This is a genomic window from Bacteroidota bacterium, assembly GCA_016195025.1.
Classification (GTDB): Bacteria; Bacteroidota; Bacteroidia; order Palsa-948; family Palsa-948; genus Palsa-948.
Window position 1 is genome coordinate 43,999 of the sequence record JACQAL010000042.1, and the last position, 20,421, is coordinate 64,419.

The 20,421-nt window shown below is 42.7% G+C and carries 18 protein-coding genes; 8 read left to right on the top strand and 10 right to left on the bottom strand.

Annotated elements, in window-relative coordinates; all coding sequences use genetic code 11:
* Positions 1-20 precede the first annotated feature (20 nt).
* The 4 genes from HY063_08815 to HY063_08830 all read right to left on the bottom strand — a co-directional run bounded on the left by HY063_08815 (position 21) and on the right by HY063_08830 (position 3,748).
* On the bottom strand, positions 21-1,262 hold the full coding sequence (locus tag HY063_08815) for a NupC/NupG family nucleoside CNT transporter (protein MBI3501882.1): 1,242 nt from the start codon (positions 1,260-1,262) through the stop codon (positions 21-23).
* 101 nt (positions 1,263-1,363) lie between these two features.
* On the bottom strand, positions 1,364-1,972 hold the full coding sequence (locus HY063_08820; protein MBI3501883.1) for a bifunctional nuclease family protein: 609 nt from the start codon (positions 1,970-1,972) through the stop codon (positions 1,364-1,366).
* A 51-nt stretch (positions 1,973-2,023) separates the two neighbouring features.
* Positions 2,024-2,998: an electron transfer flavoprotein subunit alpha/FixB family protein gene (locus HY063_08825; protein MBI3501884.1), complete on the bottom strand. Its 975-nt coding sequence runs from the start codon at positions 2,996-2,998 to the stop codon at positions 2,024-2,026.
* 12 nt (positions 2,999-3,010) lie between these two features.
* Positions 3,011-3,748, bottom strand: coding sequence for an electron transfer flavoprotein subunit beta/FixA family protein (locus tag HY063_08830; protein MBI3501885.1), 738 nt, complete (start codon positions 3,746-3,748; stop codon positions 3,011-3,013).
* Positions 3,749-3,895: 147 nt separating this feature from the next.
* Here HY063_08830 and HY063_08835 point away from each other — a divergent pair, with 147 nt between their 5' ends.
* Complete coding sequence (locus HY063_08835) at positions 3,896-5,137, top strand: T9SS type A sorting domain-containing protein (GenBank protein MBI3501886.1); 1,242 nt, start codon at positions 3,896-3,898, stop codon at positions 5,135-5,137.
* Between the two features lie 11 nt (positions 5,138-5,148).
* Here the strand turns inward: HY063_08835 and HY063_08840 are convergent, their stop codons facing one another.
* The 3 genes from HY063_08840 to HY063_08850 all read right to left on the bottom strand — a co-directional run bounded on the left by HY063_08840 (position 5,149) and on the right by HY063_08850 (position 11,358).
* On the bottom strand, positions 5,149-9,045 hold the full coding sequence (locus HY063_08840; protein MBI3501887.1) for a PKD domain-containing protein: 3,897 nt from the start codon (positions 9,043-9,045) through the stop codon (positions 5,149-5,151).
* Between the two features lie 631 nt (positions 9,046-9,676).
* Positions 9,677-10,855 carry a gliding motility-associated C-terminal domain-containing protein gene (locus tag HY063_08845; protein ID MBI3501888.1) on the bottom strand — a complete coding sequence of 393 codons (1,179 nt, stop codon included), beginning with the start codon at positions 10,853-10,855 and terminating at the stop codon, positions 9,677-9,679.
* 137 nt (positions 10,856-10,992) lie between these two features.
* Positions 10,993-11,358: a hypothetical protein gene (locus tag HY063_08850; GenBank protein ID MBI3501889.1), complete on the bottom strand. Its 366-nt coding sequence runs from the start codon at positions 11,356-11,358 to the stop codon at positions 10,993-10,995.
* 310 nt (positions 11,359-11,668) lie between these two features.
* Between HY063_08850 and HY063_08855 the strand changes: the two genes are divergently transcribed.
* Together HY063_08855 and HY063_08860 are read left to right on the top strand one after the other, a co-directional pair.
* On the top strand, positions 11,669-12,046 hold the full coding sequence (locus HY063_08855) for a hypothetical protein (protein ID MBI3501890.1): 378 nt from the start codon (positions 11,669-11,671) through the stop codon (positions 12,044-12,046).
* 202 nt (positions 12,047-12,248) lie between these two features.
* Positions 12,249-12,938 (top strand): hypothetical protein, encoded by a 690-nt coding sequence (locus tag HY063_08860; GenBank protein ID MBI3501891.1) that lies wholly within the window; start codon positions 12,249-12,251, stop codon positions 12,936-12,938.
* A gap of 10 nt (positions 12,939-12,948) precedes the next feature.
* Here the strand turns inward: HY063_08860 and HY063_08865 are convergent, their stop codons facing one another.
* Positions 12,949-13,119 (bottom strand): hypothetical protein, encoded by a 171-nt coding sequence (locus HY063_08865; GenBank protein MBI3501892.1) that lies wholly within the window; start codon positions 13,117-13,119, stop codon positions 12,949-12,951.
* 19 nt (positions 13,120-13,138) lie between these two features.
* Between HY063_08865 and HY063_08870 the strand changes: the two genes are divergently transcribed.
* Both HY063_08870 and HY063_08875 read left to right on the top strand, forming a co-directional pair.
* Positions 13,139-13,840 (top strand): class I SAM-dependent methyltransferase, encoded by a 702-nt coding sequence (locus tag HY063_08870; protein ID MBI3501893.1) that lies wholly within the window; start codon positions 13,139-13,141, stop codon positions 13,838-13,840.
* Positions 13,841-13,882: 42 nt separating this feature from the next.
* Entirely contained in the window at positions 13,883-15,415 is a 1,533-nt protein-coding gene (locus HY063_08875; protein MBI3501894.1) for an MBL fold metallo-hydrolase, read from the top strand.
* Here HY063_08875 and HY063_08880 read toward each other — a convergent pair.
* Positions 15,395-15,862, bottom strand: a complete 468-nt coding sequence (locus tag HY063_08880; GenBank protein MBI3501895.1) for a RecX family transcriptional regulator — start codon at positions 15,860-15,862, stop codon at positions 15,395-15,397. The two genes, HY063_08875 and HY063_08880, sit on opposite strands and share 21 nt — an antisense overlap.
* Positions 15,863-15,947: 85 nt before the next feature.
* On the opposite strand from HY063_08880, the gene HY063_08885 reads away from it, so the two are divergent.
* From HY063_08885 to HY063_08895, 3 genes are read left to right on the top strand one after another with little or no spacing between them, the layout of a single operon-like run.
* A complete protein-coding gene (locus HY063_08885) occupies positions 15,948-18,122 on the top strand; it encodes a S9 family peptidase (protein MBI3501896.1) in 2,175 nt (724 codons plus the stop codon).
* Between the two features lie 41 nt (positions 18,123-18,163).
* Complete coding sequence (locus tag HY063_08890) at positions 18,164-18,580, top strand: four helix bundle protein (GenBank protein ID MBI3501897.1); 417 nt, start codon at positions 18,164-18,166, stop codon at positions 18,578-18,580.
* Positions 18,581-18,620: 40 nt separating this feature from the next.
* Entirely contained in the window at positions 18,621-20,075 is a 1,455-nt protein-coding gene (locus HY063_08895; GenBank protein ID MBI3501898.1) for an O-antigen ligase family protein, read from the top strand.
* Here the strand turns inward: HY063_08895 and HY063_08900 are convergent.
* Positions 20,072-20,416 (bottom strand): DUF5615 family PIN-like protein, encoded by a 345-nt coding sequence (locus HY063_08900; GenBank protein MBI3501899.1) that lies wholly within the window; start codon positions 20,414-20,416, stop codon positions 20,072-20,074. The two genes, HY063_08895 and HY063_08900, sit on opposite strands and share 4 nt — an antisense overlap.
* Positions 20,417-20,421: the final 5 nt, after the last annotated feature.

A 20,421-nucleotide genomic window follows, 5' to 3' on the forward strand; every position in this document is an offset into this window, starting at 1 on the left:
TCTCTCCTTTTTATTTTTTATCAACTAATAATTCCTGCAATGGTTGCTGATAAATAGGATGCGAGCGTTCCGCAGAGCAACGCTTTTAATCCAAGTTTTGCTAAATCCGCTCTGCGCTCAGGAGCCAGCGCACCGATTCCGCCAATCTGCATTCCCACGCTGCTGAAGTTTGCAAAACCGCAAATCGCTATGCTGATAATTAAATTTCCTTTCTCAGTCAGAATCGGAATAGAGTGGCTTGTAAGATTTTTAAATGCGACAAATTCATTGATGGTAAGTTTTTGTCCGAGCAGTGCGGCCGCGCTGTTCACATCCTGTATCGGAATTCCCATTGACCACGCGAAAGGGAAAAATATTTTTCCGAAGAGATAATCAAGTGATAAAACAGTTTCTCCTATGTGAATATGCCCGAGAATCCAGTTGATGAGTGCAATCAGCGCAATGAAACCGATGAGCATTGCAATTACATTCATCGAAATCTTAAATCCGTCAGATGCCCCGTGTGTGATGGCGTCAATTAAATTACTGTAAGAACTTTTCACATCCAGTTTTACTTTTCCCATTGTTTGCGATTCTTCTGTTTCAGGAAAAACAATTTTTGAAATCACCAGCGCGCCCGGTGCAGCCATCAAACTTGCAGCGATTAAATATTCTGCTTTCGCGCCCATGTTTGCGTACACAATTAAAATTCCTCCTGCGATGCAAGCTAAGCTTCCACTCATGGATGCGAGCAGTTCACTTTTTGTCATTGTCGGCAGATACGGGCGAATCATCACCTGTGCTTCAACCTGTCCGACAAACGCACTCGCCACATTGCTCAATGATTCGGCACCGCTTACGCGCATGATGAAGTTCATTGCTTTTGCAATTACTGAAACCACCCGCTGCATAATTCCAAAATGATAAAGTATTGCAACGAGAATACAAACTAAAATTATTGTCGCAGTGATGTTGAAAGCGAAAACAAAAATGTGTGGCGCAGAATAATTTTGAACACTTCCTGCCGGGTCAACTGCGGCAATTCCTCCGTAAGCAAAATCAGCGCCTTGTTTTGCGAACTGTTCAATCTTTTCCATTCCTTTTCCGAGCAACTGGAAAAACTTTGTCACAGGTTCTACTTTGAGAACTAAAATCGCTATGAGAATCTGCAACGCCACTCCGCTGATGACAAGGCGGAGATTAATTGCTTTGCGGTTGTTGGAAAATAAAAATGCGATTCCGAAAATTAAAATTATTCCTATAAGTCCGGTAAATCTTTCCATTATCTACTAATGTACTAATTTGTACGAATGTACTAATGAAAACCAAAAACGGCTGTATTAGTACATTAGTAATGATTGGTAAATTAGTAGATGTAGATGAACTAAGATTTTTTCCGCTTGTTCAGTTCATCGCGGATGCGGGATGCCTTTTCGTAATTTTCTCCGTCAATGGCGCTCTTCAGCATTTCTTTCAACTCTTCTGTAGATTTTTTTGTAAGGTCTTTATCATCTTTCTCCGAAGATTTTTTTACAACGGGTTCTTCAATGGCTGCTGAACCAATGCCGCCTTCTTTCGGCTGATCTTCGAGAATAATTCCGGCAGCGGAGAGAATAAATTCATAGGTGAAAATCGGACAATCAAACCGCACAGCAAGCGCAATGGCATCGGATGTGCGCGCGTCAATCTCCACTTCTTTTTCTCCATCGAAGCAAATAAGTTTCGCGTAAAAAATTCCTTCCACAAGATTGTAAATGATGACTTCATTCAGTTTGATGCTGAAAGTATCTGCAAAATTTTTAAAAAGGTCGTGCGTAAGCGGACGGCTTGGTGTCATTTTCTCAAGTTGAATGGCGATTGCCTGCGCTTCAAATCCTCCTATGATAATGGGTAATCTGCGCTTTCCTTTTACTTCTCCAAGAACAAGTGCGTAAGCTCCTGCCTGCGTTTGGCTGTAAGAGAGTCCGATGATGTCGAGTTTAACTTTCTTCATGGTACGGATAACGAATCTCTACGAATTTACGAAAATAAATGCAAACAATTTTTAATGTTGTGCTTTGAATTTTTTTACTTCTTCAATTAATTTCGGAACAACTTCAAAGGCATCTCCGCAAATTCCATAGTTAGCCGCTTTGAAAAACGGAGCTTCCTTATCAATATTAATTGCAACCATCACTTTCGATGAACTCACTCCAGCGAGATGTTGTATCGCTCCTGAAATTCCGATGGCGATATAAAGATTCGGAGCGATGGTGATTCCTGTTTGTCCCACGTGCTCGTGATGCGGTCGCCATCCCACATCCGCAACAGGTTTTGAGCAGGCAGTTGCAGCGCCTAAAAGTTCTGCGAGTTGCTCCACCATTCCCCAGTTCTCAGGACCTTTCAATCCTCTTCCTCCCGAAACAACAATCTCCGCTTCAGTGAGTACAACTTTGCCGGAAGTTTTTTTAATTTCTTTAGAAGTGGAATTAAAATCTGAATCGCTGAATGAAGGAGAAAAATTTTCTATCGCTGCGCTTCCTTCTGCGGTGTTTATGTGAAATGAATTCGGAAAAAGACCAATCACTTTTACATCGGAAGAAACAGTTACATCCGTTAATCCTTTTCCGGAAAAACATTTTTTACGAATGGTGAATGGAGAAGTGGAAGAGGGGAGAGCCGTTGCGCCAGCGACCAATCCTCCTTTCAGTTTCACTGCAACTCTTCCTGCAACAGAGCGACCGGAATATGTATAGGAGACAATTACAACTTTTGCATTTTCTTTTTGTGACGCCTGAACAATTGCAGAAGCAAACGCGGATGGATTGAGCGAATTCAGTTTATCATTCTTCACCGATAAAACTTTTTGCGCTCCGTATTTTCCAAGCGATATTATGTCATCATCACCTGCATTTCCGATTACAACTGCCGTCACACTTCCTCCAACTTGTTTTGCAATTTCAGAGCCGTACGAAATTGCTTCGTAAGTTGATTTTTTAAATTTTCCTTCCCAGTTTTCCGCAAACACTACTACTGACATAAAAAATATTTTTTAAATAACTTTTGCTTCCGTGTGTAATAAATGAACCAACTCTCCCACATTATTCGGATCAATCATTTTGCATTCTCCTTTTGCAGGGGGTAAATCATATTGACCAGAACCACTCAGCATTTCACATGCAGCAGGTTCAACAACTGCAAGAGGTTTTGTTCTCGCTGTCATAATTCCCCGCATATTCGGAATTCTTGGTTCTGCCATTCCTTTTTGAGCAGCGGCAACGAAAGGAAGTTTTGATTCAAGAATTTCTTTTCCTCCGTCAATTTCTCTTTCGAGTGTTGCAATTGTTCCGTTCACATCAAGTTTCGTTGCAACAGAGATGGAAGGAATTCCCAAAAGTTCTCCGAGCATCATTGGAACTTGTCCGCCATTGTAATCAATGGATTCTTTTCCTGTGAGGATAACATCGTAAGAATTTTTCTTGGCAACTTCTGCAATCTGAAATGCCACAAAGTATGCATCGGTCGGTTCTGCGTTCACGCGGATGGCATCGTCAGCGCCAATCGCAAGCGCTTTGCGGAGATTCGGTTCTGTGTTTGCCTGTCCAATATTGATAACAGTTACCGTTCCTCCTTGCGCTTCTTTTATTTCCAGCGCTCGTGTCAGCGCAATTTCATCATAGGGATTGATAATAAACTGAACTCCTGCTGAATTAAATGCTTTTTTATCGGGCGTGAAAGTTATTCTGGTGGTGGTATCGGGAACTTGCGAAATGCAGACGAGAAACTTCATAAAAATAATTTTTCAAAGGGAAGCAAAGATAAAATAAAACTACAATGGAAGAATGGAAGATTGGAATGTTGGATGGTTTGGGCTGTTGCCATTCTTCCAGATTCCATCCTTCCAATCTTCCGTAATTTTTTTTTATGGAATTTAAAAATGACTTGCATCATACTCTCAAACCAAACCTTCAAACCAATGGACACCACTACCAACTTCCGTATCAGCATTCCAAAGCCATGTCACGAGGACTGGAACAAATTCACGCCCGATGAAAAAGGCGCTTTCTGCAAAGTATGCAGCAAATCGGTGCACGACTTCACAAAAAAATCTGCCGAAGAAATCGAAACCGTGCTTGTTGAAGAAATGAGCGCGGGCAAAAAAGTGTGCGGGCGGTTTAATGAAGACCAACTGACACCTGTTCCCGCACCAATTCCTGATTTGAATCCATATGCACTTAACTTCAGAAAAGTAAAAAGATTTGCGATGGCATTGTTTCTTGTGTTTGGAGGATTTTTATTTAACTCTACAAAATCCACTGCGCAAAAGATTATGGGAAAAATGGCAATGCCGCAATATCACGAACCGGTGAAGGGAGAGATGAGAATCAAAAGAGATGAAGTAAAAGATTCTACAGTAACAATAAAAGACATCACTCCTGTTGTTCCGAAAGTTCCCAAATGCAACTCAATGATGAAAGGCGATGTTGCGATTGAGCCGATTGATGAAATCAAATCAGTTCTTGGACAAGCATCAGTTACTCAGCCAACTGTAAAAGGAAATGCAATTGTTCAACCAACAAAAGGACAAGTTGCCATTATTGAAACTCCTCCTGCGGTAACCGGAAGTGTTGCGATTTCTATAGAGCCGGAAGTGATTAAAAATATCGAGCCGACTGTTATTCACGATACTGTAATCACAGCAGTAGAAACTATAGAGAAAAGCCAAATGGTTATGGGAATGATGGTTGCGCTTCCTGAACATATTGAAACTCCTCCGTTGATTGATCCAATTCCCAACGACAGCATTCAGAATATTATTGACGGAGAATTTGCTGTACCTGAATCTACTTATGTTGAAACCACTGAACCAACAGAAATAAAAGTTATTCCTATCGATGAGAATTTGGAAAGCACTTCGCTTTCACTTTCATCTTATCCCAATCCTTCATCGAACGGAGAAATTACTTTGCGATACAATTTGAAGAAAGACGGAATGGCTTCCATTTCTCTTTTTGACTTGAATGGAAATCTGGTGAAAACATTTTTACCATTGCAATCTTTATTTGCTTCTTCTTACGAAACAAAATACGATGTGAGCGATTTGAATGCGGGAATTTATTTCTGCGAATTAATATCAGGACAAAATAAAACAACCACGAGAATCGTTATAGCAAAATAATTGTTCGCGCCTCACCGTATCAAATGCACAAACCCCTTGAACACGGAATCATCCACCGGCATTCCGTTTTTATCTTTCTGGTTGGCAAGCGCTACTATATAATAGTACACTCCGTCTTTTGCTTCCAGTCCGGCATTAGTTCTTCCATCCCAGCCATGATTGCGCAGCGAAGTGGAGAAAATCAGCACGCCCCATCGGTCGTAAATCTGCAAGGTGTAATTTTCATCGGGGCACACACCGGGAATGTAAAACACATCGTTCACGCCATCGGCATTGGGAGTGAACACATCGGGAATTAATTTCTGCTGGAAGCAGGGCTCGGAGAGAACAACCAGTTTGATGATGCCGATGCATCCGGCAGAATCATATACTTCAAACGTATATTGCACCGTATCGCCTGTTCCCACAATGAAAATGTTATCGCAACTGGCGCAACTGATACCCGTGCTTGGCGACCAGTTGAAAGTATAAGGCGGAACTCCTCCGTTGTAAGAAGTGGTTACCGCCACAATGCTGTCCTGCGGAACATGAATGATGGAGGGTTCGTTCAACGCAACATTAATTACATTGGTTACCGTAACCGCTCCGCTGAGATTGGTGGCGAGTTGCGAGCAGGGCTGTCCGGTAGGCAGCGTATATTCCAGCAGCAGTTGCGGATTCCACGAGCCGGGAACTGTATAGGTATGGCACGTATCCGCTCCGTATGAAATACCCGTAACTCCGTCTCCAAAATCCCAATAGTAATAAGAAGTGTTTATCGAGTTGGAATGAAAGCAAACCGTGAGCGGATTACATCCTGAAGTGGGAGTCAAACTGAAATTTCCGGCAGCAAACGGAACGGAAATAATACTGTCTAACACCAATGTATCAGTGCACAACCCCGCATTTGTGATTGTAAGTGTTACGCTATAAATACCACCGGACTGATAAAAAACAGTTGGATTCTGAAGCGTGGAACTGCCTGCAGAGCCAAAGTTCCAATTCCAGTTTGTAACATAGCCGGTAGATGAATCTGTAAATGTATATTGCGCAAATCCACAATAGATAGTGTCGAGCGCCCAGCCGAAATTCGCCTTGGGTTTCAGAATAAGAACCGTGTCAGTAATGGTGCTGTCGCATCCGTTTGCATCGGTAACGGTGAGCGTTATCACATATAAACTATCGCTTGCATAACTATGCGTGATGAGCGCGCTCGTGGTAGTGGCCGTGTTTCCATCGCCAAAGTTCCACGCGTAACTTAGCCCCACACCGCTTGTAGCCGAAGCATCAAGCGTAAGAATATCTCCCTTGCAGGCAAACGTATCCAGCGTGAAAGCAGGGTAGGGGAAAGTGGGATTGATGTAATTATTAACCGTAATGCTTTTCACGCAGCCGTTGGTATCGGTAATCTGCATGGTAACATTGTAATTGCCGGGAGTTGTATACGTGTGAATGATGGAATCGTTGTAGGTAGTATCAATAGTTCCGTCACCGAAATTCCAAATCCACTGGGTAATCACCGAATCGGAAACCGAAGTGTCAATAAATGTTACCAGCAGCGGGCGGCAGCCGGTGAGCGTGTCGGCATAAAAATACGGATAAGGACCCAGCGCGCCCAGCGTATCCGTTACCGTATCCTTGCATCCGTTCACATCGGTTATGATGAGCGTTACAGGATATTGCCCGGTTGCCGTGTAAGTATAAGCAGGATTATTTATGATGGAAGTGTCAGCAATTGTCGAAGGGTCTCCGAAATTCCACCAGACACTATTCGCATCCTGCGAAGTGCCGGTAAAATTCGCAGTGAACGGATAACATCCAAACGTATTCGCCACGGTGAAACTCGCAATGGGTTCTGCAATGGTGAAAGAAGCCGTGTACACATTGTTGCATCCCGAAGAATAATTATAGGCAGTGAGCGTAACCGTGAACGGTCCGCGCACTCCGTAGGTATGAACAGGATTAGTTGTATTGGAAGAATCAATAGTTCCATCGCCAAAGTTCCATACCAGCGAATCGGCTCCTTCCGAAGTGCTGGTGAAACCTACGGTGTAATAGTTCACGCAACTGAGCGTGTAAGTGAACTGCGCTTTGGGCGGAAGTATGACCACATTCTTGATGGCGCTTGTATCCGAACAGCCGTTGTTGTATGCAATGAGATACACCTGATACGTTCCGGTGTCTGCATACGTATGCGTGGGATTCTGCAAGGTGGAATTTCCTCCATCGCCAAAGTTCCAGTACCAGCCCGTAACGGGAACGGAAGAAGAATCATAAAAGTTGATTGGCAAACCGAAACAAATCGTATCGGGCACCGCGCCAAAGTTCGCCACAGGCGGAGTTCCCACTTTAATGCAGTTGTTGCAGATGAGCGTGGCGGTGCATCCGTTTTGCGTAGTAATGGTAAGCGTTACGGAATAAACTCCGGTGGCAGTATAGGTGTGAACCGGGTTTTGCAGCGCGGAATTTCCTCCATCTCCAAAGTTCCATGCATAAATTACAATCGGGTCAATGGCGCTTGAACTGGTGCTGGTAAAATTCACAGTGAGCGGAACGCATCCGCTGTCGGGAACATGAATGAAGTTGGCAACGGGAGGAGAAATTAGGATGAACGCATTTTTTGTAATGGTTGCATTGCAGGTTCCGTTTGCGTTGGTAACCGTGAGCGTAACGTTGTAAGTTCCGGTTGCCGTGTACGTATGCGTGGGGTTCTGAAGCGTGGAAGTATTTCCATCGCCAAAGTTCCACGAATAAGTTGCTCCGCCTGTGGAAGTGTTCGTAAAATTCACCGTGAAGGGAACCGAACATGCCACCATCGTATCGGCAATAAAATTCGCGGTGGGAGTTTGATTTACCACAATGGTATTTTTTATCGTGCCCGTGCATCCGCTTGCATCGGTGGCGGTCATGGTAACGGTGTATGTTCCCGCGGCAGTATACGTATGTGAAGGATTTATAGTGGCAGAAGTAGTTGCATCTCCGAAATTCCAGTTGGCGGAAACCGCAGCAGGCACGGAAGTATTGGTGAACGTAACGGTTTGCCCCGTGCAAATAACCGTGGGCGTTGCCACAAAACTTGCCGCAATGTTTTGTATAGTGATGTAATTCGTAAGCGTAATTGAATCGGTGCATCCGCCCTGGTGAACCACTAATGAAACATTGTATGTTCCCGAAGCGGTGTACGTATGCGAAGGATTGGTGGAAGCGGAATTGCTTCCGTCTCCAAAATACCAGGTGAACGTGGTGCTTCCGGTATAGGTTGAAGTGTTCGTGAACGAAACAACAAGCGGTGGCGTGCATTTGGAAGTAGGCGTGGCGCTGAACGAAGCGCTGGGTTTTGGCACCACCACAATATTCTGAACAATGTTTCCCGTGCAGCCGTTGGTATCGGTAACAATCAAACTCACCGGGTAATTTCCGGCAGTGGTGTACGGATGCGTTACCGAAGGAACCGTTACCGAAGCGTTGTTTCCATCGCCAAAGTTCCATGCCCAGGTTCCGATGGGCGCGCCTCCCGGAGAAATTACGGTGGCATCGGTGAAGGTTACAGTTTCTCCTATGCAAACTGTGTCATCGGTCATCGTAAATCCGGCAGCGGGCTTGTTGTACACGTTGATGTAATTTACTTTGATGAGCGTGTTGCTCGAAGAGCCGTTGGAAACCGTAAGCGTTACCGTGTACACTCCGGTGCTGGAATAAATGGTGGAAGGATTTTGAATCACCGGCTTGTTGCCGTTGCCCAAATCCCAGTTCCACGAAGTAACTCCGCCCGAAGACATATCGGTGAACTGCACCACCAGCGGAGCGCATCCTGCAATGGGCGATGCGGAAAAGTTGGCGGTTACCTGCGCAGCAGCAGTCGGCAGCAGGCAGTTGGCAGCCGGCAACAAATACAAGCCAATAAAAAATATTTTGCGAAGTGGATTCAAGTCAGAAGAATTTAGCGGAACAAAGATACTGTTAATGTTTCAATCAACGAAAAACTACCGCCCGTTTGTTGTGAGCAGTTGGTTGTTAATTGTGGCGAGATAGATTAAAGATGAAAAAGAAGGCGGAAAGGTTGCATCTGCGAATATGTTTCATCCCTATGGGACGAATAAAAACCGAATCTGTCCGATGGAATACGGACTCCGCAACTTTGTTCGGAGCGAATGAAACGCATAGAACAATACGCAACTCGTACATTTGTTTCATCCCGATACATCGGGGCGTGAGGATTCATATTCGCAGATGACTTGAGTATATATGGGGAAACAGACCGGATATTATTCCACCAGCACTTTCTCCGTAAAAACTTTCAAAGAAACTCTCCCTCTTTCCCTCTCTTTACAAAGAGAAGGATGTCCGTCAACTGACGGACAGGGTGAGTTACTCAATCACCACCTTCTCCGTATGGCATCGAACTTCTGTCCCCCTTTTTGAAGGGGGAATAAGGGGGATGTTCGGTGTTTCACACACCTCCACTAAAAACAATCCCTTCCCGAAAGGCGAAACATCCACTTCTATTTTCTTTTGAAACTTTTTTTCTAAAACTTTTTGTCCGAGGGGGACAGTACAGATTCATTTCATCAACGTAACATTTCCTTTCTTCGTAATCTCCTTCCCGTTTTTATCTTTTGCATTTAAGTAATAAAAATAAACGCCAGTATTACATAGTTGCCCGTTCACTCTGCCATCCCATCCTTCTTTTGGTTTATTCAGTTCGGCAACTTTTTCTCCCCATCGGTTATAAATTTCGCAATGCAATTCGTCTAAATCACCCCAGACAGAAAAAATATCGTTCTCTCCATCATCATTGGGAGAAAAAGCGTTTGGAACATAAATAATATTTGTTGCCGTATCTTCAACTTCATAAATAAAAAGATTATCGAAATAATAATAAGAAACAGCAGTAGTGGAATCGTATCCCGGAGCAAAATGGGTTTTAGAGGCAGGATAAAAATTTCCAAGCGTTACAAATTTCTCTCCGCCTTTTGCTGTGTAATAACCCGACACTAATGTCCAGTTTAAAGTATCACTGATAATATTACCTGATGGGTTAGCAATATCGGGTGTAGCATAATAAGGGAGCGATGTAATTATAATGCTGTCCGTAGATAAAATAGCATGAAAAGCATCGTGCGGTGCACACGCCCATTTTGAAGGGCAAACATAAAATCCAATGTTATATTTTTTCCCATTTGCTAAGGTATTTGGCAAAGGATATTCAATAAATTCTACTCCGCCACCGGTAGAAAAATATTGATAAGTATGGCATCCTGCAAATGCCTTACCATCTTTAGCATATAAACCTTGAACAGGAACTCCTACTGAACTTGGGTAAGCACATTCGTGGAAATAATCAGGAGAGGGGCTTGCTTCAAACCAAGGTGATGCACAATGAATATACGGTGTCGTAACACCATCAGGACAACAAACAGTATCCTCCATACTTCCATCAGGAGCAAGATTTGGTCCGATTAATTTACAGCCAAGCATGGTGCTAAGTGAATCCCGAAAAGAATCAACCGTTCCCACTGCGCCCACGTTTCCGTTCACATCGGTGGTTTGAACTGATGTAACCGATGAGCCGGAAAGAATGCTGAACGATTGCAGGTTGGCGGAGAGGGTTTGCGCTTTACATCCCCCTGCGCCCCCTTCAAAAAGGGGGAAAATGCCGCAAGAAAAAATCAGAGAGAGAGAGAACTTGCCTGCCGCAGGTAGGAGCACTCTCAGCGCGAACGCAAATTTGTTTTTCATGAAACATTTTGTTTGGTTGACGTTTTGATTTCGCACTTCAGAGCAAAACGCAACGAGCCATTGGAACAACAAAAGTAAAAATTTATTTTGCAAAAGCAAATGAATGAGCGGATGAGAAGAATTGCATTCATTTCTTTCTACGGCTTCCACCCCAGTTTATTTTTCTTCCTGCTCCATTCTTCCTCTCTCTCCTTATCTTCCAGTTCTATAATAAAGTCACGCAGGGCTGTACTTGGCTGCGTGTCGGGCGTAAATGCTTTGGTAGTTACCGCCACCAGAAACCCGTGCTTAATGAGGTCAATTTTTGCCTCGCGTATGCTTTTCGCGCCCAGCATTTTCAGCAGGCGCTTGCGTTTGTTTTTAACCGTACCCAGCGCCATGCCGGTTTTTTTCACTATTTCTTTTTCCTGTAAGCCCTCTTCGCTCAGCGCGGCAATTTGCAGCAAACGGGGTTCTTTGTCAAATAAAATAACAAGCATTTCTTTTTTTGTTAAGTAGGCCATGCGGGGAGCAATTATACTGAACGAACATTAGTTTGCAAAAAATCAATGAGTCAGCAATCCACAGTCATCAGTCGGCAATTGCTGACTGCTCCGAACAAAGTTAACTCGTCTCCGACTTGTCGGAGCGGTGCCGTATTCCATCGGACCGACTGCCAACTGCCTGCTATTTACCATTAATCTCTATTTTCTGAAAAGCCCCAAGGGCTTTGCATTGTTATTTCTCCGTTTTATATTTGCCGCTTTATTATAAAATGCAGGAATAAACATGCAGGTTATTTATAAGGGCAAACTAAAAGATACAACAAGAGAAATGAATGCTATTTTTCAAGAGCAGAAGTATGCTTTCCACACGCAGAAAGACATTTTCCACGAGCAGAAAGATGCTTTCCACACGCAGAAAGATGCTTTCCACGAGCAGAAAGACACTTTCCACACGCAGAAAGACGCTTTTCACGAGCAGAAAGATGCTTTCCACATGCTGTTGGATGCTTTCCACGAGCAGAAAGTATCTTTCCACACGCAGAAAGACGCTTTCCACGAGCAGAAAGTATCCTTCCACACGCAGAAAGACATTTTCCACGAGCAGAAAGATGCTTTCCACATGCTGGTGGATGCTTTCCACGAGCAGAAAGATACCATCAGCATTCGGATGAATTCCCTGATAAGAATGATTCTTCAAAAACAATAGACATTATTCAAAATAAGAAACTATGTGTATGTTGTCATTTCGACCGAAGGGAGAAATCTCCTCATTCAGGGGGAGATTTCTCACCCTCAAAGCAGGGTTCGAAATGACAAACCTCTATAAATATCTAATCTGAATATAAATATCTAATCTGAATAATGTCTAATCAATAATTCTTACCCAATAACCCTTACTCCTTAAAATTATGGCAACAAAAAAAGGAACTAACAAAGTGCAGGTGGTGCTTCCGGTGGAATCAAAAACCAATACCGGCATTTTCATTCCCAAGGCACAGCATATTCACGATTTGCTGCAGGGAAACAACAATTTTCCCACTATTCAGAACGACCTTCCGCAACTGCAGGCGGATATAAACCTGCTTACTGCCGATGAAGGCGATGTGCTCAACCGCAAGCCGGGCGCAGCGGCTGCTGCCAACGAAAAGAAATTAGAAGTGTATAATCAATTAGACGCCCTGCGCGCAGTGGTGCAAAAGGTGGTGAACCAGCCCGCAAACATTGCCAACGCAGAGGCAATGGTGGAAGGGGCGGGAATGGAAATAAAAGGAAGAGGTTCAAGAACCAAAGATGACCTTACCGTGCGCAACGGAGATATGAGCGGCTCGTGCGATTTAATTGCCAAAGCCGCAGCCAAAAAAGCCGCTTACCTCTGGCAGCAAAGCACCGATAACATTAACTTTACGTATTGCGACCCCATCTGCACACTCGAAACCAAAAATACGGTGTTTAATCTCGCAGTGAAAACAGATTATTGGTTCCGCTTCCGCGTCATTCTTCCGGTAAAAGCGAGAAAAAGCAAAACCAGCCGCAAATTGAAAAAAGAAAAAGCAGCCGATGCCGACTGGAGCCAGAGTGTGAAGATTACGGTGGTGTAGTTACGGATAACTAATCTTTGCGAATCTGTCCGATGGAATACGGCACCGCTCCGACAAGTCGGAGACGAGTCAACTTTGTTCGGAGCGAATAACAGCCATTCGCTTCATTCGTCTGCTCATTCGTACTTTCTTGTTTTCCCGCTTTTCTATTTCGTACTTTCGCCTTTTCAATTCTTCCCATAGGGATAAAATATTTTTCAATGGTTCACGATGCGTGGATTGGCAAATGGGCGTTTCCTTCCGATGACTCCCTGCTGGAGCAAAGCGGACGCAGGGGAGAGCAGTATAATTTTGAAAAAATTGCTGCGGATATTATTGATAAAGTCCAGTTTGAGAAAGACGATAGTGTGCTTGATGTTTGCTGCGGAAATGCCGGGCTCACCCGGTATATTGCGCGCGCGTGCAAGGAAATTCACGGGGTTGACCATTCGGAACTGCTCATGGATGCTGCCCGTAAACTGGAATTGAAAGAAAATATTTACAACCTGCGGCTTCATTTCTCCGATGTCATGCTCATTGATAAATTTTTTCCCGAAAACTTTTTTGATAAATCCTATTGCTATTTTTCGTTTCAGTATTTTACTAAAAGCAAGCGGGAAAAAATTCTGGAGAAACTTTCGCGCGTTACAAAAAATAAAGGATGGATTTTCATAGGAGATGTTCCTGATAAAACCCGGATGTGGAATTACTACGAATCTCCTGCAAAGTTTTATCGCGAAAAATTATTTCGTTTCCTCCGCGGAAAAAAAGGCGAATGTTTTCTCGGATGGTGGATTAACCCGAAAGAAATTCTCGGCTGGTGCGAAAAAAATAATCTTAACGCATCCATCATTCCGCAGGATGCAACTCTTCCGCACGCCTATTATCGCTTTGATGTGCTGATTCGGAACAGCAAGAAATAAAGTACGTACAATAAAACAGATTCTTTCTCGTTGTGTTTTTTCATGCGTATCGAATATGTTTGCCACTCCTGCCTTTACATAGACACGGGCGACACCCAATTGGTGATTGACCCGTGGTTTAAAGGTTCGGCTTATCTCAACCAGTGGCATCTTTTTCCAAAACCTGTGAATACAAAAATGCTGTCCGATGTAAAACACATTTTCTATTCGCACGGGCATGAAGATCATTTGCACAGCGAATCGCTGGAAGAATTGCCGAACAGCGCGAAAGTTTTTTTTCCTTATCAGTGGAGAAAAGGCATCAGGAATTTTTTTCACGAAAGAAATTTTTCAAATGTTACGGAAGCGGAAAGTTTCAAAGCATATCAAATTTCCCCCACAACAAAAATTACTTACATCGGTTTTGGTTTGGAAAGTTTAATCGTGATTGAAATAAAGGATACTGTAATTGTAAATATAAATGATGCATTGAACTCGCATCACCAGAATGTGACGGCAATGTTTCTCAGAGAAATAAAAAAACGCTGGCCGAAAATTCATTACTTGTTTTCAGGATGGGCGGGAGCGGGATATTTTCCAAACGCAGTTCACTATAAAACAAAAAATGATGTTGAGATTGCAAAAATCCGCGAGCAGTATTTTGGAAATAATTTTGCAAAGTTCATTCACTATCTTCAGCCCGATGTTGCAATTCCTTTTGCGCCCGGTTTTGTTTTGCTCTCGCCTGATAAATTATGGATAAACGATGTGAAGTTTCCAAGAACTTATCTTGAACAATACTATAGAGAAAATTTTGATGCAAACACTTCTGTAAAATTCTACATTCCTAATCCCGGAGATTATTTTGATGAAGATGGATTTCATAATGATTCACCCTATTATGCATTGGAAAAGAACGGTTCGCTGAATCATTTGATTCCGGAAATATATTCTGATGAAATGAAGAAGGCAGAAAAAATAATTTACATCAATGAGGATAAGGCAGATTTGCTGGTTGAAAAAATTTCTGAGTGCCTCGAGCATACTAAAAATCTTTACGACAAAATTGTTTTAGAGGATGTGGATTTTTCCATTCGCCTGGATGATTTGCTTGAGAATAATTATTTCAATGTAAGGTTCGAGAAAAATAAATTCAAAGTGTATAGGTCAGCAGAACCTCAAGGAACAAAACTTCTTATCCGAACAAAATATTATTTGCTCAAGCATTCTCTTGAAAATTTATGGGGAGGCGATGTGCTTACCATCGGTTATGGTATTGACGTGGATGTTTTCGAAGAAGATGTGCTGGAAAAAAATATTGACATTGTTTGCGTGCGTTTGCTTGCACGCTATCCGACTACCCTTGAAAGTTTGAGAAAAGATCCGTTTCGCGCGCTGAATTATTTTGCCAAGCATCCGATGATGTCTGCGCTCGCAATGAAACAAAAATTAATGCTCAAGAGCGCTGTGAATAAATTTCCTTATAACGAGCGCGACCATTGGATTAGTTACAGCAAATGCGATTTATGCCAGGTTTGCAATATGCCGCTGTTGAGTTTTGAATTCGGGGAAAAGTTAGGCGCTCTTGCTGTTTAGAATTTTCCAAATCATTTCTGATTCAAACCCGCGTGATAAAAGAAACATCAGTACTTTTCTGATCTTCTCTTTTGAATTTTGAATTTTGACTTCTCTTGATTTCTTATTTACGAGATGCTGAATGGTTTTCAAATACTCTTCTTCATTAATTTCTTCCAATGCGTTTTCAATTAAACCGCCTGCAATATTTTTCTTTCTCAATTCCGCTTTTATTTTTATTTTTCCCCATCGCTTGATTCTGAATTTTCCTTGAGTAAAAAGTTTCGCGAAGCGTTCTTCCTTCAGGAAGTCATCTTCTTCAAGCGAAGAAATAATTTTTGCCGAAGTTTTTTCATCTGCGCCAAGTTCCCTCAACTTCTTTTTTACTTCCTGCCTGCATCGTTCCTGATAAGCGCAAAAGCGTTCGGCTTTCAGCAAAAGAATTTTTTCGGAAGTTTCTTTTTTCATCCGTTGCGAAGATACGAAGGACGCTGAAAAGAATTACCTCGCTGCGTTTATATTTTTTACATTTGTCCTCCTTAAAAATCAAACCATGAAAAACTTTTTTTTCTTTCCGATAGTTGCCGGCACTTCAATTCTGTTTTTGGCTTCGTGCACATCAACCATCAACCATCCACCATCAACCATCGCGCATCTTCCCTATCCGCAAACAAAAAAAACGGATACGGTGAATGATTACTTCGGAACAAAAATTGCCGACCCGTACCGTTGGCTGGAGGATGATAATTCCGATGAAACAAAAAAATGGGTGGAAGAAGAAAACAAAGTCACGTTTGATTACCTGGGAAAAATTCCTTTCCGCCAGCAGATGAAAGAACGTTTGACACAAGTTTGGAATTATGAAAAGATGACCGCTCCGTTCAGGCGCGGCAACTATTATTTCTTCTATAAGAATGACGGCTTGCAGAATCAAAGCGTGCTCTATGTGCAGGAAGGATTGACTGGCGCTCCGAAAATTTTAATTGACCCCAACACGCTTTCTGCCGATGGAACACTTGCGCTGAATGGCGTGAGCATTCGCGAAGACGGAAAATATATTTCGTACAATCTTTCGCAATCGGGTTCCGACTGGAATGATGTGGTTACGATGGAAATTCAAACGCAAAAAGTTTTACCCGACACGCTTCACTGGGTGAAATTTTCCGGTGCATCGTGGAAGGGCGATGGATTTTATTACAGCACCTATCCCGCGCCCACTTCACATGCGTACTCAAACAAAAACGAAAACAACAAAGCATTCTTTCATAAACTCGGAACAAAGCAAAGTGAAGACAAAATTATTTATGCCGATGAATCTCATGCCGGCAGGGGCTGGTCGGTTTCTGCAACCGATGACGGAAAATACATGGGGCTGTGGGGAAGCGAATCTACCAGCGGAAATTCTTTTGCCGTGAAAGAATCTCAGAGCGAGAAATGGAATTGGGCGGACACTGCCTATAAAAATGAATACAGAATGATTGATGACATAGGCAAAATGCTGCTGGTTCATACTAACGCAAACGCTCCGAAATATCAACTGGTGCTCGTTGACCCGAACAAACCCGACAGCGCGCACTGGAAAAAAATTATTCCCCAGACAAATGATTTGCTCGAAAGCGTTTCGCTTGCAAACGGAAAAATTGTCTGCACCTATCTTCACGATGTAATCACCAAGTTGGAAATATTTTCTCTGGACGGAAAAATGGAAAAAGAAATTTCCACTCCTCCGCTGGGCGTTGCAGGTTTCAGTTCAGATAAAAAGGACTCTGTTGCGTTTTATTCTTTCACCAATTATATAACTCCTTCGCTGATTTACAAGTTCAACATGAATAACAATTCTTCGGAAGTTTTCTTCCAGCCGAAAGTGGATTTTGCTTCTGACGAGTACGAGAGCAAGCAGGTTTTTTATCCGAGCAAGGACGGAACAAAAATTCCCATGCTCATCACGCACAAGAAAGGAATTGCGCTCGATGGAAATAATCCCTGCTTCCTCTATGGCTATGGCGGATTCAACATCAGCATCACTCCGTATTTTGTTACCAACTCGGTTGCGTTTTTGGAAAATGGCGGTGTGTATGCGGTGGCGAATATGCGCGGTGGCGGTGAGTACGGAGAAGAATGGCATAAGGCGGGAATTAAATGCAACAAGCAAAATGTGTTTGATGATTTTATTTCCGCTGCGGAATATCTGATTAAAGAAAAATATACTTCTTCGCAGAAATTGGCTGTGCACGGACGTTCGAATGGCGGACTTCTCATTGGCGCGGTGATGACGCAGCGCCCGGATTTAATGAAAGTGGCATTGCCCGGAGTGGGCGTGCTCGATATGCTTCGCTATCATAAATTCACCATCGGATATTACTGGGCGAGCGATTATGGAAGAAGCGATAACAAAGAAGAGTTCAATTGCCTGGTAAAATATTCTCCGCTTCACAATGTGAAAGAAACGGAATATCCTGCCACCATGGTTCTGACTGGCGACCACGATGACCGCGTGGTGCCTGCGCATTCATTCAAGTTTGCGGCAACACTCCAGGAAAAAAATAAAAGCAATAACCCGATTCTCATCCGCGTGGATACGAAAGCAGGGCACGGTGCAGGAAAACCCACTGCAAAACAAATTGAAGAATGGGCGGATGTGTGGAGTTTTGTTTTTTATAATCTGGGAATGGAAATGAAGAGCACAACGCCTGTGCTGAAAGGAGAAGCAAATGCAAAAAAGGAATAATGGAATAATGGAATGATGGAAGATTGAAATACAAATGCAAAATGGCAATTGAAAGGAAAAACATAAACCGCGGATATAAAAAGTTGGAAGTATGGCAAGATGCGATTGAACTTTACCTTCTTGCTTGTAAAACATTCTGTAAACTGCCGAATCATTTGATGAAAGTTACTTCTAATTCTATTGATGCTTCGCACAGCATTTCAAGAAATATAAGTGAAGGGTATTGCCGAAGAGGGCTGACAGAATATCTGAATTTTTTAAATTATTCTCTCGGCTCATGCGGAGAGTTTCATTCTTGTTATTACTCATGCTATAAAGCGAAACAGATTTCCGAAAATGAATTTGAAGAATTGGATGCGCTTCATTATAAGGTAGAAAATAAATTAATCAAATTAATAGAATCCTTGCAACGAAAAAAGAAAAACGGAGAATGGGAAGATAGTTTTGTTGGCAATTAACCATCATTCCAATTTTCCACCATTCCATTATTCCGATTTCATGACCGACCAACTAAAACTCCGGTACGTAATGCTCTTCAGCACGCTGTTCATTGTGCTGAATACTTTTTTCATTGCAAAAGAAATGTATTGGTTCATGGTGCTGCCGGTGCTGCTGCTGGTGGTACTCACTGCATTTGTCGCGCTCGATGTGTTGGTTCTCGTGATTGTTTTTCTCACTCCGCTTTCCATCATTTTGCGTGAAAGTGATTTTGGCGTGGCAATTTCACTTCCCACCGAGCCGCTGCTCTTTGGCGTAATGCTCATTTATATTCTCCGGTTATTTTACGAGGGAAAAATTGAACGCAAAATATTTTTTCATCCGGTTACCATTGCCGTTCTCATCAATCTTCTCTGGATGGCATTCACCTGCATCACCAGTTCGCTGCCGATGGTGTCGTGGAAGTTTTTGCTCTCGCGCTTATGGCTGGTGATTCCGTTTTATTTTGTGGCGCTGCATCTTTTCAGGGAAAAGAAAAATATGCGCAAATATATCTGGCTCTATATGATTTCTTTTTCAATTGTAATTATTTACACGCTCATTAATCACGCCATGGATAATTTTGCAGAAGCGCCCGCGCACATTGCCATGACTCCGTTTTACAACGACCACACTTCGTATGGAGCCATGCTCGCCATGTATCTTCCTCCGCTGATTCTTTTTTCGTTTGATAAAAATTCACCGAGAGGAATCCGCTACTATGCATTTTTCACGCTCTTGCTTTTCATCGCGGGATTAATTTTTTCTTACACGCGCGCGGCATGGCTGAGTTTAATTTTTGCTGCGGGAAGTTTGCTGATTTATTTACTGCGCATTCGTTTGATTCCGATTCTGATTGCGCTCGGAGTTCTGATTGTTTTGTTTTTTGTTTACCAGAATGAAATAATGATTTCGCTTCAATCGGGAAGGTATAAAAATGTGAAGAACCGCGACATTGAACAGCGCCTTCAATCCATTGCCAACGTAACCACCGATGCTTCCAACACCGAGCGTTTCAACCGGTGGGCTTCGGCAATACGGATGTTCAAACAAAAACCTTTCTTCGGATGGGGACCGGGCACTTACCAGTTTCAATACGCGCCTTTTCAAATCTCCACCGAGAAAACACAAATCTCCACCAACTTCGGAGAAAAAGGAAACGCGCACAGCGAATACATTGGTCCGCTGGCGGAAAGCGGGGTGATTGGAATGCTCGCCATGATTGCAATTGTTGTAACCACGCTGCTCACAGCGGCAAAAATAATTTATCATTCACCGGATAAAAAAGCAAGAGTGTTTGCGCTTGCAATTATTCTTGGGCTGATTACTTATTTTGTGCACGGCACGCTGAATAATTTTCTGGATACCGACAAAGCATCGGCTCCGTTCTGGGGGTTTATTGCAATGTTAGTGGCGATGGATTCCTATGGAGTGGAGATGGATGTAAATACAAAAGGAAATAAAAAGGTAGATTAATACTGGCGCTGGCGTATATCATTTTCCTCAATCACAGTAAAGTTTTTTTCAAGTTTCAACCCGGCTTTTACTGTCAAATCACAGAGAATTTTTCCTGCGAACAGCGGATTATTTCCCTTATACCTAAAAAATACAACTGCCGGAGGATTTGTTATTCCGAATTTGAAAATTAATTCTCCGTAATCCTTATCAAAGGTCAATATGATTAGATTTTCTTTTATTGCTTTCTGAATAACCTGCTCATCAGAAATTCCATTCGATAGTTCGCTGATTGAGAATATAAAATGCCCCTCATTTCTGATAAAAGAAATCGATGGGAAAGGAAAATTTTCGTTTGCCAAAAAAT

What these genes read in the sequence shown, in the direction of transcription:
- HY063_08815 (MBI3501882.1), bottom strand. Translation starts at nt 1,262, where the DNA reads ATGGAAAGATTTACCGGACTTATAGGAATAATTTTAATTTTCGGAATC.
- HY063_08820 (MBI3501883.1), bottom strand. Translation starts at nt 1,972, where the DNA reads ATGAAGAAAGTTAAACTCGACATCATCGGACTCTCTTACAGCCAAACG.
- HY063_08825 (MBI3501884.1), bottom strand. Translation starts at nt 2,998, where the DNA reads ATGTCAGTAGTAGTGTTTGCGGAAAACTGGGAAGGAAAATTTAAAAAA.
- HY063_08830 (MBI3501885.1), bottom strand. Translation starts at nt 3,748, where the DNA reads ATGAAGTTTCTCGTCTGCATTTCGCAAGTTCCCGATACCACCACCAGA.
- HY063_08835 (MBI3501886.1), top strand. Translation starts at nt 3,896, where the DNA reads ATGACTTGCATCATACTCTCAAACCAAACCTTCAAACCAATGGACACC.
- HY063_08845 (MBI3501888.1), bottom strand. Translation starts at nt 10,855, where the DNA reads ATGAAAAACAAATTTGCGTTCGCGCTGAGAGTGCTCCTACCTGCGGCA.
- HY063_08850 (MBI3501889.1), bottom strand. Translation starts at nt 11,358, where the DNA reads ATGGCCTACTTAACAAAAAAAGAAATGCTTGTTATTTTATTTGACAAA.
- HY063_08855 (MBI3501890.1), top strand. Translation starts at nt 11,669, where the DNA reads ATGAATGCTATTTTTCAAGAGCAGAAGTATGCTTTCCACACGCAGAAA.
- HY063_08860 (MBI3501891.1), top strand. Translation starts at nt 12,249, where the DNA reads ATGGCAACAAAAAAAGGAACTAACAAAGTGCAGGTGGTGCTTCCGGTG.
- HY063_08865 (MBI3501892.1), bottom strand. Translation starts at nt 13,119, where the DNA reads ATGGGAAGAATTGAAAAGGCGAAAGTACGAAATAGAAAAGCGGGAAAA.
- HY063_08870 (MBI3501893.1), top strand. Translation starts at nt 13,139, where the DNA reads ATGGTTCACGATGCGTGGATTGGCAAATGGGCGTTTCCTTCCGATGAC.
- HY063_08875 (MBI3501894.1), top strand. Translation starts at nt 13,883, where the DNA reads ATGCGTATCGAATATGTTTGCCACTCCTGCCTTTACATAGACACGGGC.
- HY063_08880 (MBI3501895.1), bottom strand. Translation starts at nt 15,862, where the DNA reads ATGAAAAAAGAAACTTCCGAAAAAATTCTTTTGCTGAAAGCCGAACGC.
- HY063_08885 (MBI3501896.1), top strand. Translation starts at nt 15,948, where the DNA reads ATGAAAAACTTTTTTTTCTTTCCGATAGTTGCCGGCACTTCAATTCTG.
- HY063_08890 (MBI3501897.1), top strand. Translation starts at nt 18,164, where the DNA reads ATGGCAATTGAAAGGAAAAACATAAACCGCGGATATAAAAAGTTGGAA.
- HY063_08895 (MBI3501898.1), top strand. Translation starts at nt 18,621, where the DNA reads ATGACCGACCAACTAAAACTCCGGTACGTAATGCTCTTCAGCACGCTG.